Origin of the sequence: Plasticicumulans sp., assembly GCF_035331805.1 — a bacterium.
In the GTDB taxonomy this organism is placed as follows: Bacteria; Pseudomonadota; Gammaproteobacteria; order Competibacterales; family Competibacteraceae; genus Plasticicumulans.
Genome location: NZ_DAOLKE010000066.1, coordinates 1 through 14,040 on the forward strand (window position 1 = coordinate 1; position 14,040 = coordinate 14,040).

The 14,040-nt window shown below is 72.8% G+C and carries 15 protein-coding genes; 1 reads left to right on the forward strand and 14 read right to left on the reverse strand.

The features are described 5' to 3' along the window. The 6 genes from PKE44_RS07000 to PKE44_RS07025 all read right to left on the reverse strand — a co-directional run. On the reverse strand, positions 1-288 hold a 288-nt coding region (locus PKE44_RS07000), incomplete at its 3' end, for a DUF167 domain-containing protein (protein WP_324549456.1). A 16-nt stretch (positions 289-304) separates the two neighbouring features. Continuing rightward, complete coding sequence (locus tag PKE44_RS07005; RefSeq protein ID WP_324549458.1) at positions 305-883, reverse strand: YggT family protein; 579 nt, start codon at positions 881-883, stop codon at positions 305-307. After that, on the reverse strand, positions 883-1,737 hold the full coding sequence (gene proC, locus PKE44_RS07010; protein WP_324549460.1) for a pyrroline-5-carboxylate reductase: 855 nt from the start codon (positions 1,735-1,737) through the stop codon (positions 883-885). Before proC ends, PKE44_RS07005 begins: the two co-directional genes overlap by 1 nt. Positions 1,738-1,828: 91 nt before the next feature. Then, positions 1,829-3,559 carry a tetratricopeptide repeat protein gene (locus PKE44_RS07015; RefSeq protein WP_324549462.1) on the reverse strand — a complete coding sequence of 577 codons (1,731 nt, stop codon included), beginning with the start codon at positions 3,557-3,559 and terminating at the stop codon, positions 1,829-1,831. Then, positions 3,556-3,897, reverse strand: coding sequence for a hypothetical protein (locus PKE44_RS07020; RefSeq protein ID WP_324549465.1), 342 nt, complete (start codon positions 3,895-3,897; stop codon positions 3,556-3,558). Before PKE44_RS07020 ends, PKE44_RS07015 begins: the two co-directional genes overlap by 4 nt. Then, the gene (locus tag PKE44_RS07025; protein ID WP_324549467.1) at positions 3,894-4,601 is read right to left on the reverse strand and encodes a YggS family pyridoxal phosphate-dependent enzyme; all 708 of its coding nucleotides are present in this window, start codon (positions 4,599-4,601) and stop codon (positions 3,894-3,896) included. Before PKE44_RS07025 ends, PKE44_RS07020 begins: the two co-directional genes overlap by 4 nt. A gap of 124 nt (positions 4,602-4,725) precedes the next feature. Here PKE44_RS07025 and PKE44_RS07030 point away from each other — a divergent pair, with 124 nt between their 5' ends. Further along, a complete protein-coding gene (locus PKE44_RS07030; RefSeq protein ID WP_324549469.1) occupies positions 4,726-5,769 on the forward strand; it encodes a type IV pilus twitching motility protein PilT in 1,044 nt (347 codons plus the stop codon). A 177-nt stretch (positions 5,770-5,946) separates the two neighbouring features. Here PKE44_RS07030 and PKE44_RS07035 read toward each other — a convergent pair whose 3' ends face one another. From PKE44_RS07035 to PKE44_RS07070, 8 genes are all read right to left on the reverse strand, one after another. Beyond that, entirely contained in the window at positions 5,947-8,913 is a 2,967-nt protein-coding gene (locus PKE44_RS07035) for an EAL domain-containing protein (RefSeq protein WP_324549471.1), read from the reverse strand. A 10-nt stretch (positions 8,914-8,923) separates the two neighbouring features. Continuing rightward, positions 8,924-9,613 (reverse strand): hypothetical protein, encoded by a 690-nt coding sequence (locus PKE44_RS07040; protein ID WP_324549473.1) that lies wholly within the window; start codon positions 9,611-9,613, stop codon positions 8,924-8,926. 5 nt (positions 9,614-9,618) lie between these two features. Further along, positions 9,619-10,899: a dihydroorotase gene (locus PKE44_RS07045; RefSeq protein ID WP_324549475.1), complete on the reverse strand. Its 1,281-nt coding sequence runs from the start codon at positions 10,897-10,899 to the stop codon at positions 9,619-9,621. A 4-nt stretch (positions 10,900-10,903) separates the two neighbouring features. Continuing rightward, on the reverse strand, positions 10,904-11,890 hold the full coding sequence (locus tag PKE44_RS07050) for an aspartate carbamoyltransferase catalytic subunit (RefSeq protein ID WP_324549485.1): 987 nt from the start codon (positions 11,888-11,890) through the stop codon (positions 10,904-10,906). Between the two features lie 152 nt (positions 11,891-12,042). Beyond that, entirely contained in the window at positions 12,043-12,516 is a 474-nt protein-coding gene (gene pyrR, locus PKE44_RS07055; protein ID WP_324549477.1) for a bifunctional pyr operon transcriptional regulator/uracil phosphoribosyltransferase PyrR, read from the reverse strand. After that, a complete protein-coding gene (ruvX, locus tag PKE44_RS07060; RefSeq protein WP_324549479.1) occupies positions 12,492-12,947 on the reverse strand; it encodes a Holliday junction resolvase RuvX in 456 nt (151 codons plus the stop codon). Before ruvX ends, pyrR begins: the two co-directional genes overlap by 25 nt. A gap of 1 nt (position 12,948) precedes the next feature. Further along, on the reverse strand, positions 12,949-13,509 hold the full coding sequence (locus PKE44_RS07065) for a YqgE/AlgH family protein (protein ID WP_324549481.1): 561 nt from the start codon (positions 13,507-13,509) through the stop codon (positions 12,949-12,951). 70 nt (positions 13,510-13,579) lie between these two features. Further along, on the reverse strand, positions 13,580-14,040 hold a 461-nt coding region (locus PKE44_RS07070; protein ID WP_324549483.1), incomplete at its 5' end, for an energy transducer TonB.

Here is a 14,040-nt window from a genome sequence, read left to right on the forward strand (position 1 = left end):
CGTCAAGCGCCTGCGCAGCCGGCGCGGGGCGCGGATGCGCAGGCGCTTGACGCGCGCGGCATCGCCGGCGAGCAGTTCGACGGCGGACTTCGGCACGCCGAAGCTGTCGGCGAGCAGCGCGCAGAGCCGGGCGTTGGCCTGGCCGTCGACCGGCGCTGCGCACAGACGCACGCGCAGGCAGCCGTCGCGCACCTCTTCGAGCCGGTCGCGGCTCGCGCGCGGCTGCACGCGCACGCCGAGCACGAGATCGGCCCCCTCCCAGCGCCAGCAGGCGGCTTCCGGGCTCATGCGCTGATGCGGACCTTCAGTGCAGCGCCAGCGCGAGGTCGCGCAGCGGAGCGATCAGCAGGATGCTGGCGAGCTGCAGCACGACGATCACCAGCAGCGGCGACAGGTCGACGCCACCGACCAGCGGCAGCACGCGCTGCGCCGGACGCAGCACCGGCGCGGTCAGCCGGTACAGCAGGCCATAGAGCGGATTGCGCGGATCGCGCACGAACCAGCTCATCAGCGCCTGGATGATCACGGCCCACAGGAACACGTCGAGCGTCAGACCGAGCAGTTCGACGAGTCCGAGCAGCAGCAGCCCGAGCGGCCCGAAGCTGCGCCCGACCATCGACAGGATCAGGCCCCATTCGAGGATCGCGAGCAGCAGCATCAGCAGCACGCAGGCCATGTCGAGCCCGTACAGGCCCGGCACGTAGCGGCGCAGCGGCAGCAGCGGCGGGTTGGTGATGCGCACGAGGAACTGCACGAGCGGGTTGTAGAAATCGGCGCGCACCCACTGCAGCAGGAACCGCAGCATCAGCGCCAGCAGGTAGAAGCCGAACACGGTGCGGATCAGGAACACGCCCGCTTCGCTGAAATAGGGCGTCCCGCCCATCATGTCCCCTCCCCGCCACCGGCGGCCGGCGTATCGGCAAACAGGTCCCCGAGCTCACGCGAACGCTGCGCGGCGGCGGCGAGCGCCTCGGCGAAGATCGCTTCGATCCCGGCGTTCTTCAGCACCTGCAGCGCGGCTTCGGTCGTGCCCTTCGGCGAGGTCACGCGCGCGCGCAGTTCGGCCGGGCTCTCGCTCGATTCGAGCGCGATGCGCGCGGCGCCGAAGGCGGTCTGCAGCGTCAGCAGGCGCGCGGTGTCGGCCGGCAGGCCGAGCGTGCGTGCCGCGGCTTCCATGGCCTCCATGACCAGGAAGAAGTACGCCGGCCCGCTGCCCGAGAGCGCGGTGACGGCGTCGAGCCGGGCCTCGTCATCGACCCAGACGGTCAGCCCGACCGCGCGCAGGATCGATTCGGCCAGCCGGCGCTGCTCGACGCTGACGCCGGCCGCGGCGTACAGCGCGGTCGCGCCGCTTTTCACGAGCGCCGGCGTGTTCGGCATCGTGCGCACCAGCGCGCCGTGACCGCCGAGCCAGCGGCCGATGTCGGCGAGCCGCACGCCGGCGGCGATCGACACGACCAGCGGCCGGGCGTGCTGCACGGCCTCGGCGATGCCGAGGGCGACCTCGCGCAGGATCTGCGGCTTGACGGCGAGCACGACGACGCCGGCGCCGTCGATCACGTCGGGGTTGTGCTCGCTGGTCTGCACGCCGTACTGCGCGCGCAGCGCCTCGCGACCGCCGGCCGAGGGTTCGGCCACACGCAGCAGGGTGGCCGGACAGCCGTCGGCGAGCAGGCCGCCGATCAGGCTGCGGGCCATGTTGCCGCCGCCGATGAAGGCGATGGGGGTGCGGATCATGCAGCAAGGCCTCGGGCGTCGTACGGGAACCGCGCAAAGCTAAGCGCGGTCCGGCGAATCCGCAACCGCGCGCCGCCCGGCCGCGCCTGCTTCAGGGGCCGGTCTTCGGGCGCCAGAGCCGCGCATCGCGCCGCAGCCCCTGCAGTTGCGCCGGCGGCAGCCGCGCAGCCAGCGTCTCGCGCGCCTGCAGCGCCACCTGATCGCCGTCGAGGGCGGCCAGATCCAGCCATTTCCACGCCGCCACCGGATCGGCGGGCATGCCGCGGCCGTCGCGCAGCAGCAGGCCGTAGGCGGTCTGCGCCGGCGCATAGCCCTGCTCGGCCGCTGCGCGCAGCAGCACGGCGGCCTGCGCCTCGTCGCGCTGCACGCCCCGCCCGGTCAGCGACGCCATGCCGAGCAGGAAGCGCCCGGGCGCGTAGCCGGCGCGCGCGGCCCGCGCATACCAGCGCGCCGCCTGCTCGTCATCGCGCGCCACGCCGCTGCCTTCGGCGTAGGCAAGGCCGAGATCGACCTGCGCCAGCCCGAGCCCCTGATCGGCCGCCCGGCGCAGCCACAGCACGGCCAGTTCGGGGTCGCGCTCGGTGCCGGTGCCGGCGCGCGTCAGCAGCGCCAGCGCAAGCTGCGCCGGCGCATGGCCGGCCTCGGCCGCGGCCCGGTATTCGCGCACGGCCAGCAGCAGATCGGCGGCGATGCCGCGCCCGCGCTGGTAGTGCTCGCCGAGCCGGGTATGGGCGCTGGCAAGCCCCTGCTTGGCGGCACGTGCGTACCAGACCACGGCCTCGGCATCGTCGCGCGGCACGCCGGCGCCCTTCGCCAGCCGCTCGGCCAGCTCGAACTGCGCGCGCGGATGGCCGGCCTCGGCCGCCCCGCGGTAGAGCTGCACGGCGCGGCGCTCGTCGCGGGCCACGCCCTCGCCGTTTGCATACAGCCCGGCCAGCGTGAACTGCGCCAGCGGCTCGCGCGCCTCGGCCGCGGCCCCGAGCCAGCGCACGGCCAGCGCCAGATTCTGCGTGCCGGTCAGGCCCTGCAGATGGATCAGGCCGAGCGACAGCTGCGCCGGCGGAAAGCCGCTTTCGGCGGCGCGCACCAGACCGGGCATCACCTCGGCCAGCTCCAGCCCCGGCACCCGGCCGCTGGCTGCGAGTTCGGCGAGCTGCTGCGCAGCGCCGGGCTGGCCGCGGGTCGCGGCACGGCGGAACCATTCGACCGCCGTGCGCGGATCGCCGAGCACGCCCTCGCCGCGCAGGTAGCAGAGACCGAGCCGGTATTCGGCATCGGCGTCGCCGGCCTCGGCACCGCGCATCAGCCACTGCAGGCCTTGGGCGACATCGCGCGCGATGCCCTGGCCATCGACCAGCGCCGTGCCGTAGCGGCCCTGCGCGCCCGCATGCCCGCCCTCGGCCGCCTGCCGGTACCAGCGCACCGCGCCGGGCAGGTCGAGCGCGCCGCCGCGGCCGGTCGCGAGCAGATCCCCGAGCCGGAAGCGGGCCTCGGCATAGCCGTTGCCGGCGGCGATGCCGAACAGCTCGCGCGCCTTCGCCTCGTCGCGCGACACCCCGCGGCCTTCGAGGTACAGCTCGCCGAGCTTGGTCTGGGCGCGGGCGTCGCCCATCTTCGCCCAGGTTTCGTATTCCTTCGCCGCCGCGGCGTCCTGGCCGGTTTCGAGCAGCGCATCGGCCCGGGCCCCGGCCTGCGGCGGCCGGTCGCCGTAGTGCCAGCGGCCCTGTTCGTCCTGCCATTTCATCATCGGCGGCGCAGCCGCGGCCGGCAGCGCCGGACCGAGTGCGACGATCAGGGCCAGCGCCATCATGCGCACGCTCATGGCCGGGACCGCGCGAGGATCGAATCGCGGATCGCCGCGAGCGTCGGCTCGGCCCGATAGCGCGCATAGACCTGCCGGCGGGCATCGGCATCGAGCCGGGTGTACTCGCGCGCCAGACCGGGCTGCTCGCGGGCCAGCCAGTTGTCGAAGCCGTAGGCATCGAGGTTGGGCGGCGTGCCGTCCTCCTCCTCGAAGGGCGCAGCCGGCGACTGCAGGTTGCGGCTTGCGGCCGTGAGCAGCGCAGCGAACGCGGCGTCATCGGCCAGCGCCCCGGGCGCGGCGGCGAGCGCGAGCACCAGCATCAGCGCGCCCGTGCAGGCAGAGCGCCGCGCCCTCATGCCGGCGCCCTCCGCGGCCCGAAGATCGCCGTGCCGATGCGCACCAGCGTCGCGCCCTCGGCGATCGCGGCTTCGAGATCATCGGACATGCCGATCGACAGCGTGTCGAGCGCGAGCCCGTCGTGCTGCAGCGCCTCGAAAGCCTGACGCAGGCGCGCGTGCGGCCGGCGCTGCGCATCGAAATCCGCCGCCGGTGCCGGGATCGCCATCAGTCCGCGCAGGCGAAGGTTCGGCAGCGCCGCGACCGCGTGCGCAAGCTCCGGCAGTGCGGCCGGCGCCACCCCGCTCTTGCTGGCTTCATTGTCGACGTTGACCTCGATGCACACCGACAGCGGCGGCAGCTGCGCCGGGCGCTGCGCCGACAGGCGCTCGGCGATCTTCAGGCGATCGACCGCATGCACCCAGTCGAAGGCTTCGGCGAGCCGGCGGGTCTTGTTCGACTGCACCGGCCCGATGAAATGCCAGGCGAGCGGCAGGTCGGCGAGCTCGCTGCGCTTGTCCAGGGCTTCCTGCAGGTAGTTCTCGCCGAAGGCGCTCTGGCCGAGTGCGGCGAGTGCGCGCACGGCCGCGGCTGGCTGGGTCTTGCTGACGGCGAGCAGCCCGACGCTGCCCCCCGTGCGGCCGTAGCGCAGCTCGGCGCTGCGGATGCGGTCGAGGACGCGCGCGAGGCGCTCGTCCAGGCCCGGATCGGGGGTACTGCTCATGCGGGGACTCCGGTCGGCCGTGGCTCGGCTCTGCTTGCTATCGGCTTGCTATAGTGCGGCGCACTTCCCGTATCCAGTCACACCCGGTCACGCACAACGTCACGTACACACGGAGCGGCCGCGCATGAACATCGACGAACTGCTGGCCTTCGGGGTCAAGCACAACGCCTCGGACCTGCACCTGTCCGCGGGCCTGCCGCCGATGCTGCGTGTCGATGGTGACGTGCGGCGCATCAACCTGCCGCCGATGGACCACAAGGAAGTGCACGGGATGATCTACGACATCATGAACGACCGCCAGCGCAAGGAGTACGAGGAGAACCTCGAAACCGACTTCTCCTTCGCGATCCCCGGCCTCGCGCGCTTCCGCGTCAACGCCTTCAACCAGAACCGCGGCGCCGGCGCGGTGTTCCGCACCATCCCCGACCAGATCAAGTCGCTCGAAGAACTCAACTGCCCGAACAGCTTCAAGGAGCTGATCAACGTGCCGCGCGGCCTGATCCTCGTCACCGGCCCGACCGGCTCCGGCAAGTCGACGACGCTGGCGGCGATGATCAACCACATCAACGAGAACGATTACGGCCACGTGCTGACGGTCGAGGACCCGATCGAATTCGTGCACGAGAGCAAGAAATGTCTCGTCAACCAGCGCGAGGTGCACCGCGACACGCACTCCTTCGCGGCGGCGCTGCGCTCGGCGCTGCGCGAGGACCCGGACATCATCCTCGTCGGCGAAATGCGCGACCTCGAAACCATCCGCCTCGCGCTGACCGCCGCCGAAACCGGCCATCTGGTGTTCGGCACGCTGCACACCAGCTCGGCCGCCAAGACCATCGACCGCATCATCGACGTGTTCCCGGCCGGCGAGAAATCGCTGGTGCGCTCGATGCTGTCGGAGTCGCTGCGCGCGGTCATCTCGCAGACGCTGCTGAAGAAGCTCGGCGGCGGCCGCATCGCCGCACACGAGGTCATGGTCGGCACGCCGGCGATCCGCAACCTGATCCGCGAGGACAAGGTCGCGCAGATGTATTCCTCGATCCAGACCGGTGCTGCCTACGGCATGCAGACGCTCGATCAATGCCTGCTCGAACTGGTCAAGCGCGGCCAGGTGGCGCGCGACGAGGCGATGCTGCGCGCGCAGAGCAAGGCGGAGTTCGCGAAGCCCTGAACCGGCGGTGGACCGGCCGCTCCGCGGCCACCCCGATCCGCCGCCTGCCATCCGGAGATCGGCAGGCGGCACCTGCCCGATCCAGTCCGATCCCGTCATTGCCTGCTGCGCAGGCAGCGAACGCCGGAGCTCGACCGTCTTCCGCTCTGGCCCGATACCCATCACACGGGATGGGCATCAGCCCCGGCCGGGATTTCCGAGCGAGGTGGGCCGGCAGACCCCGTAGCCCTGTACGTAATCGATGCCGAGCACGACCGCGCCGCTGTGCTGGCCGGTGGTTTCGATGCGGCTGGCGATCGTGTGCAGGCCGAGCAGGCGGGCCAGGCGGACGATGGCTTCGGCGGAGACGGTGTCGACCGGGTGACTGCCTTCGGCCTCCAGGCGGCTGCCGTCGATCTTCAGCGCATCGACCCGCAGCACCTTCAGGCAGTCGAAGGCCGCGAGGCCGCTGCCGCAGCGATCGAGGGTGACCCGGCAGCCGAGGGCGCGCAGCGCGCCGATCTGCTCGCCGGCCTGCGCAAGCCGGCCGTGCACGGCGGCTTCCTCGATCTCGAAGCCGAGCCGGGCCGGCGCCAGGCCGTGGCGCTGCAGCGCCGTGCGCACGTGCCCGGCAAAGCCGCCGTCCTCCAGCGTGGCGACGCTCAGGTTCATGGCGTGCAGGCCGTCGATGCCGCCGGCGCCCTCCGCGAGCCGGCGGCACAGCGCATCGAGCACGAAGCGGTCGAGGCCGGCTGCGAGCCGGTAGCGGTCGGCGACCGGCAGGAAGGCGCCCGGCGGCACCAGCCGGCCGTCGTCGTCGCGCAGGCGCAGCAGCACCTCCCGGTACGGCGGCAGGCCGGCGTACAGCGCCGAGGCCGGCTGCACGTGCAGTTCGTAGTCCTGTGAGCCGCCGTCGAGGAGGGCTTCGAGGCGCTCGTGCCAGTGGCGGGTGCCGCTGCTCGCGGCATCGCCGTCCTCATTGGCCAGCGACACGCAGTTGCGCCCGGCGTCCTTGGCCGCGTAGCAGGCGCGGTCGGCGCGGCTCAGCACCACCTGCGGCCCGCCGTTGCCGGGCGGCACCGGGGCGACACCGATGCTGGCGCCGATCGAGAACGCCTGCGTGCCATGCACGAAGCGGAACTCGCCGACCGCGCTGACCAGCGCCCCGGCAATCTCGGCGGCCTTCGGCAGCGGACAGTCTTCGAGCAGCAGTGCGAATTCGTCGCCGCCCATGCGCGCGAGCACGTCGCGCTGGCGGGTGTGCTCGGTCATCAGCCGCGCGACCTGGCGCAGCAGTTCGTCGCCGGCCAGATGCCCGCAGCTGTCGTTGACGATCTTGAAGCGGTCGAGGTCGATGCACAGCAGCGCGTGCGTGCGGTTCTGGTCATCGGCGATGCGGCAGGCGGCGTCGAGGCGCAGCTCGAACTCGCGGCGGTTGATCAGGCCGGTCAGCGGATCGTGGGCGGCCTGGTGGCGGATCTGCTGGGTCAGGCGGTGGCGTTCGCTCACGTCGTGCATGACCGTCACGGTGCCGGTCGGGCGGCCGGCCGGGTCGTGGATCGGTGCGCAGCTGATCTCGACGTGGCGCTCGCGCCCGTCCGCGGCCATGAGCCGGGCATGCAGGGCGGGGCCGACCGGGCGGTTGTCGGCCAGACACTGCGTGGCCGGATCGCTGCCGAGTTCGCTGCCGGCTTCGGCCTCGATGCGCAGCACCGCGGCGAGCGGCCAGCCGCGCACCTCGGCCAGCCGGCAGTCGCACAGCCGTTCGGCGACCGGATTCAGGTATTCGAGGCGGGCTTCCTCGTCGGTGACCAGCACGCCGTCGCCGATCGCCGCCAGCGTCACCTGCGCGCGTTCCTTTTCCTGGAACAGCGCCTGCTCGATGCGCTTGCGGTCGGTGATGTCCCGCGCGAGCCACAGCACGCCCTCGACGGTGCCGTCCTCGGCCGCCAGCCGCAGGATGCGCGCCGCGTAATGATGCAGTTCGCCGTCGATGTGCAGCGGGTAGTCGACCGAGCGGATGCGGTCATCACCGAGGGCTTCGGCGGCGGCCGGTCCGACGCGGGTGGCGACGACAGGCGGCAGCACCTCGAACAGCGCGCTGCCGGGGCGCAGCTCGATGTCGGCGCCGAAGGGCTGCGGCTGGGCGCTGCAGACCTCGCGCACGCGCAGGCGCCGATCGAGCACGACCAGCGGGTCGGGCAGCGTGCGCAGCAGCGTGCGCTGCCAGCGCTCGGCGTCGTCGAGCCGCCCGAGCAGGCGGGCGCCGATGTGCAGGCGCCCGCCGAGCAGCAGCGCCAGCATCGCGATCAGCGTGTCGGCGGCGGCCACGGCGACCAGCATGCTGCCGGTGCGCTCGCGCCAGTCGGCGAGCACCCGCACCGGCAGCCGGCTGACCACGATCCCGTACGGCGTGCCGGCGAGCCAGCGCAGGGCTTCCAGCGCGTCGGGGCCGGCATTGTGCTCGACGCCGACGCTCAGCATCGCCTCGCCGTCGCGCAGGCGCAGTTCGATGCCCTGGCCGGGCGCGCGCTCGATCGACCGGTAATAGCGCTCCAGCGTGTCGAGCCCGACCGAGGCGACCACGACGCCGGCGAAGGCCCCGCCGGCATCGTTGAGCCGGCGCGACAGCGTCAGGATGCGCGAGCGGCCGTCGGCCGGCGACACCTTCGGCGTCGACACCACCAGCCCGGCGTCGGCCTGGGCGCGGTGCAGCAGGTAGTAGTCGCGCCCGGCGAAGCTGCGCCCGCGCATCTCGCTGTAGTACAGCGTCGCGTACATGCGGCCGTCGGCGTCGAGCAGGGCGAGGTTGCGCAGGAACAGCAGGCTCTGGGCGTAGGCCTCGCGGAAATCGCCGCCAAGCGCGCCGGTGCCGGGCGCTGGCGGGGATTCGGAGAAATCGCGCAGCAGCACGTCGACGGACTCGATCAGCCGCGAACCGTGCTCGGCGAGCGCATCGGCGAGCTGGACGTTGGCGCGGCGCGCGTCCTCGAGCGTGCGCACCCGGTCATTGTCGATCTGCCAGAGCGTCGCCCCCGACAGCAGGCCGATCGCGACGAAGGTCAGCACCGCCAGCAGCAGCGTCGGTGCCTGGCGCTGCAGCAGCGCGGCGAGTTGCGCCGGGTGGCGCCGCCCTGCCCCGTCGTCGCCGGAGGGGGCGCTCATCGGATGCCGGTCAGCACGCGCTGCCGGCAGCGCGTCCCTGGTAACCGAGACCGAACGCGGCTGCCAGCGCGCGGGTGTCTTCGAGCAGCGCCGGGCCGGCGCAGGCATACACGCAGACATCGCGCACGCCCTGCTGCGCTGCGAGCCAGCCGCGGGCGAGCTGCACCGGCGTGCCCTCGAAGCAGCCGGGCCGGTCCTCGCCGGCGCTGGCGAGGCGCGCGGCGATGCCCCAGTCCTCGAACAGCGGCAGCGTGCCGGTCACCCAGGCCGGCACGCCGGGCACGATCAGGCGCGAGGGCACCGGGCGGAACGGTGCCTCGCCGTCGAGCCCGAGGATCGCGAAGGTCTTGACGCGCACCGCGGCGCTGCGCAGCCGGTCGGCGAGGAACACCAGCGGCGCGAGCCCGGACAGATCGCCGATCAGCAGCGCGCGCGGGCTCGGCGCCGACAGCTCGAAGGGCTCGCCGCGCAGGTCAGCATCGGCCGCGGCGACCGCGGCGCCGGCGCGGCCTCGTGCGAGGCATTCAAGCTCGCCGGTCGCGGCGCGCGTGCGCATGACCGGCAGCTCGGCGCTGCCGGCGGCCAGCCGCTGGCCGGGACGGGCATGATCGACCAGCGCCGGGGCCTGCCAGCGCTCGACGCGCCAGCCACCGGGCAGTTCGGTACATCCGGAACGCTGGACGCTGCGGGAAGTGTCCATGGTCGTCAGACCTCGCGCTGGTAGACCGGCCGGCCGTCGAGCAGCGTCAGCGTCACGACGCCGCGCAGTTCCCAGCCGAGGAACGGGGTGTTGTGGCCGCGGCTCGCGAGCGTGCGCGCATCGAGCAGGCGGTGGGCCCCGGGTGCGAACACGCAGACATCGGCGGGCGTGCCGACGGCGAGCGTGCCGGCCTCGATGCCGAGCAGGCGCGCCGGCCCGGCGGTGACGCGCTCGATCGCGCCCGGCAGGTCGAGCACCCCTTCATCGACGAGCTTCAGCATCAGGCCGAGCAGGGTGTCGAGCGCCGACAGCCCCGGCTCGGTGTCGCCGAAGGGCACGAGCTTGGCGTCGGGTTCGTGCGGCTGGTGATCGGAACACACGGCCTCGATGACGCCGGCAGCGACGCCGCGGCGCAGCGCATCGCGATCACGCGCGGTGCGCAGCGGCGGCAGCACGTGGGCATCGGCGTCGAAGCGGCCGAGGTCGACCTCGGTCAGGTGCAGCTGGTGCGCGGCAACGTCGCAGCTCACCGGCAGGCCGCGATCGCGCGCACGCGCGATCATCGCGACGGCGCGCGCACTCGACAGCCGCCCGAAGTGCGCTCGCGCGCCGGTTTCCTCGACCAGCGCCAGCTCGCGCCCGACCGCGGCGGTCTCGGCCGCGACCGGGATGCCGGCCAGACCGAGGCGGGCGGCGACCTGGCCGTCATGGGCCTGGCCACCGGCCGACAGCCACGGGTCCATCGGCGTCAGGAACACGGTCAGGCCGTGCGAAGAGGCGTATTCCATCGCGCGCTTCATGACCATCGAGTTCGGCACCGGCACGCCGGCGTTGCCGACGCCGACGCAGCCGGCCTCCTTCAGCGCCGCCATCTCGGCCAGCACCTCGCCGCCGAGGCCGCGGGTCAGCGCGCCGAGCACCAGCACGCGCGCGAAGCCCGCGGCCTGCGCGCGACGGCGGATCGATTCGACCACGGCGGTCTCGTCGATGACCGGATCGGTGTCGGGCGGCATCACCAGCGTCGTGATGCCGCTGGCAGCGGCGGCGTGGGTTTCGGAAGCAATGGTCGCCTTGTGCTCGGCGCCCGGCTCGCGCAGCCGCGCGCAGAGATCGACGAGGCCGGGGCAGACGATGCGCCCGGACACGTCGCAGCTGCGCTCGGCGATGAAGCCGGCCGGCGCGGCGCCGAGACCGGCGATGCGCCCGTCGGCGATGTGCAGATCGGTGACGGCGTCGAGGCCGTGGGCGGGATCGATCACGCGACCGCCTTGCAGCGTGATGCGCATGGCCTCAGGTCTCCTCGGTGATGTCCGGATGGCGGTTGCCGAGCACGATCGCCATGACCGCCATGCGCACGGCGATGCCGTGGGTGACCTGTTCGAGGATCACCGAGCGCGGGCCGTCGACGACGGCCGAGTCCATCTCGACGCCGCGGTTGATCGGACCCGGGTGCATGACGATGGCATCGGGCTGTGCGAGCGCGAGCCGTTCGGCGGTCAGGCCGTACTGCTGGAAGTATTCGGAAGCCGAGGGCAGCAGCGCGCCGCTCATGCGCTCGCGCTGCAGGCGCAGCATGATGACCACATCGACCCCGCGCAGCCCGTGTTCGAGGTCGTGGAACACGTGCACGCCGAGCGTGCCGACATCGGCCGGCAGCAGCGTCTTCGGCGCGACCACGCGCACCTCGCCGGTGCCGAGGATGTTCAGCGCATGGATGTCGGAGCGCGCCACGCGCGAGTGCAGCACGTCGCCGACGATGGCGACGCGCAGGTTCGCGAATTCACCCTTGTGGCGGCGGATGGTCATCATGTCGAGCATCGCCTGCGTCGGATGCGCATGGCGGCCGTCGCCGGCGTTGAGCACCGCGATGTGCGGCGCGACGTGGCGGGCGATGAACTCGGCCGCGCCCGAAACCGCGTGGCGCACGACGAACATGTCGACCTGCATCGCCTCGATGTTGCGGATGGTGTCGAGCAGCGTCTCGCCCTTGTGCGTCGAGGAGGTGCTGATGTTGACGTTCAGCACGTCGGCCGACAGGCGCTTGGCGGCGAGTTCGAAGGTCGTGCGCGTGCGCGTCGAGTTCTCGAAGAACAGGTTGACGACGGTCTTGCCGTGCAGCGTCGGGGACTTGGTCATGCGCCGCTCGGCGACGCCCGAGAGCGCCTCGGCGCGGTCGAGGATCTCGACCAGATGCCGGCGCTTCAGGCCCTCGACGGTCAGGAAGTGGCGCAGACGCCCGTCGGCGTCGAGCTGGATGGACGATGGAGTCATGGCGATGCCTGGTCGACCCGGTGCGTGCGCCGGCGCCGTCGTCGGGCGACAGCGGACGGCTCGGAAGCTTCGATACGGGATACAGCGGGAAACAACAAAATTACTGCGGAAAGCCGTGCCATACCATCGCGACGATGCACGCCGCCGCAGCCGGCCGCTCAGCCGCCCGGCCAGCGCAGCTCGACGCGCTCGCCGGGTGCCGCCGTGACGAGCTCGGCAACCACGTCGGCCTGGATCGGCAGCTCGCGTCCGCCGCGATCGACCAGCACCGCCAGCGTCACCGAGCGCGGCCGGCCGTAGTCGAACAGTTCATTGAGCGCCGCGCGCACGGTGCGACCGGTGTAGAGCACGTCATCGACCAGCACCAGATCGCGGCCTTCGGGATCGACCGGGATGCGCGAGGGCCGCACCTGCGGGTCGAGGCCGTCGCGCACGTCGTCGTCGCGGTGAAACGAGATGTCGAGCGTGCCGATCGGCTCGGCGACGCCGAGCGCGACGCGCAGGCGCTCGGCGAGTCCGACCCCGCCGGTGCGGATGCCGAACAGCAGCGGCGTCCCGATGCCGCGCCGGGCCAGATGCGCGCGCAGCCCGCTGGCCAGGGTGTCGATCAGGCGTTCGGCGTCGAGTTGCATGGCGGATCGTTCCTGACGGTGGCAAACCAGCTTTCGAGGATCAGGGCGGCGGCGGCGGCATCGAGCCCCGGACCGGGCCGGCGGCGCGAGGCCGGGGCGGCTGCCAGACGTCCGGCGGCGGCGTACGAGGACAGGCGCTCGTCGTGGGTCGCGACCGGCAGGCCGTAGCGGCCGTCGAGCTGGCGCGCGAAGCGCAGCGCCCCGCGCGTGGTTTCGGATTCGCTGCCGTCGGCGTGGCGCGGCACGCCGACGACGCAGGCATCGGGCCGCCATTCGTCGATCAGCCGGCCGATGGCCGTCCAGTCGCGGCCGGCGAGCGTCGCGAGCGGCCGGGCGCTGCCGGTCAGCTCCGACCCGACCGCGACGCCGATGCGCACGCTGCCGTAGTCGAAGGCCAGCACGGTCCGCGGCCGGGGCGCGCTCGCGGGCACGTCAGGCGTGACCGGCGTCGCCGCAGAGCAGGCGCAGATCGACGCCGAGCAGCGCCGCGGCCGCCGCCCAGCGCTCGGCCGCCGGCAGCCGGAAGATCACGTCGGCATCGGCCGGGCAGGACAGCCAGGCGTTCTCGGCAAGTTCGCGTTCGAGCTGGCCCGGCCCCCAGCCGGCGTAGCCGAGCGCGATCAGCGCCTCGGCCGGCCCCTGACCACGGGCCATGGCTTCGAGGATGTCGCGCGAGGTGGTGATCGCGAGTCCGTCGCCGGTCGCGAGCGTCGACTGCCAGCGCCCGAGCGGCCGGTGCAGCACGAAGCCCTGCTCCGGATGGACCGGCCCGCCGAAGTAGACCGGCAGCGCCCCGGTGCCGGGCGGCGCCTCGATGCCGAGGTTTTCGAGCAGGTCGGCGGTGGTGAGATCGAGCGGCCGGTTCACGATCAGCCCGAGCGCCCCCTGCGGTCCGTGCTCGCAGAGGTAGGTCACGGTGCGCGCGAAGTTCGGATCCGCGAGCGCCGGCATCGCGATCAGGAACTGATGGCTGAGATACGAGGGTTCGAGCATGGCGGCAGTATCGTGAGCGTCCGGGACTTCCACAAGACACGACGGTGCGGCACGCGGGCGCAAGCGCCCGTCACTGGAACTGCGCACCCTGGCGGAACTGCCAGTCGCGCACGATCACCAGCGTGTCGTAGCGCCGGCGCAGCTCATCGGGAAACGGCGCGTACGGCGCGCCGAGCTCGACGATGCGCCGCGCGCCCTCGTCGAGCGCCGACTGGCCCGAGGAGCGCACGACGGTGGTTTCGAGGATCGTGCCATCGGCGCGGATCACCACCGACAGGCGCAGCGAACCGGTCAGGTTGCGCCGGCGGGCTTCCTCGGGGAAGTTCAGCGCGCCGATGCGCTCGACCTTCGCGACCCAGGCTGCGGCGTAATAGCCTTCCAGCGTCGAGCTGTCGGTCGGATCGGCGCGCTTGCTGCGCCCGCGGCTGCTCGCCGCCGGCAGCGGGGCCTCCTGACGGATCGAGTCGAGACCGGCGCCCATCAGCTCGGCGGCGCTCAGCGGTCCGCTGCGCCGCGGCGCCGGCGGCGCCA

Bases quoted from the DNA above. Each gene is read 5' to 3' on its own strand.
- PKE44_RS07005 (WP_324549458.1), bottom strand. From the start codon at position 883: ATGGGCGGGACGCCCTATTTCAGCGAAGCGGGCGTGTTCCTGATCCGC.
- proC (WP_324549460.1), bottom strand. From the start codon at position 1,737: ATGATCCGCACCCCCATCGCCTTCATCGGCGGCGGCAACATGGCCCGC.
- PKE44_RS07015 (WP_324549462.1), bottom strand. From the start codon at position 3,559: ATGAGCGTGCGCATGATGGCGCTGGCCCTGATCGTCGCACTCGGTCCG.
- PKE44_RS07020 (WP_324549465.1), bottom strand. From the start codon at position 3,897: ATGAGGGCGCGGCGCTCTGCCTGCACGGGCGCGCTGATGCTGGTGCTC.
- PKE44_RS07025 (WP_324549467.1), bottom strand. From the start codon at position 4,601: ATGAGCAGTACCCCCGATCCGGGCCTGGACGAGCGCCTCGCGCGCGTC.
- PKE44_RS07030 (WP_324549469.1), top strand. From the start codon at position 4,726: ATGAACATCGACGAACTGCTGGCCTTCGGGGTCAAGCACAACGCCTCG.
- PKE44_RS07035 (WP_324549471.1), bottom strand. From the start codon at position 8,913: ATGAGCGCCCCCTCCGGCGACGACGGGGCAGGGCGGCGCCACCCGGCG.
- PKE44_RS07040 (WP_324549473.1), bottom strand. From the start codon at position 9,613: ATGGACACTTCCCGCAGCGTCCAGCGTTCCGGATGTACCGAACTGCCC.
- PKE44_RS07045 (WP_324549475.1), bottom strand. From the start codon at position 10,899: ATGCGCATCACGCTGCAAGGCGGTCGCGTGATCGATCCCGCCCACGGC.
- pyrR (WP_324549477.1), bottom strand. From the start codon at position 12,516: ATGCAACTCGACGCCGAACGCCTGATCGACACCCTGGCCAGCGGGCTG.
- PKE44_RS07065 (WP_324549481.1), bottom strand. From the start codon at position 13,509: ATGCTCGAACCCTCGTATCTCAGCCATCAGTTCCTGATCGCGATGCCG.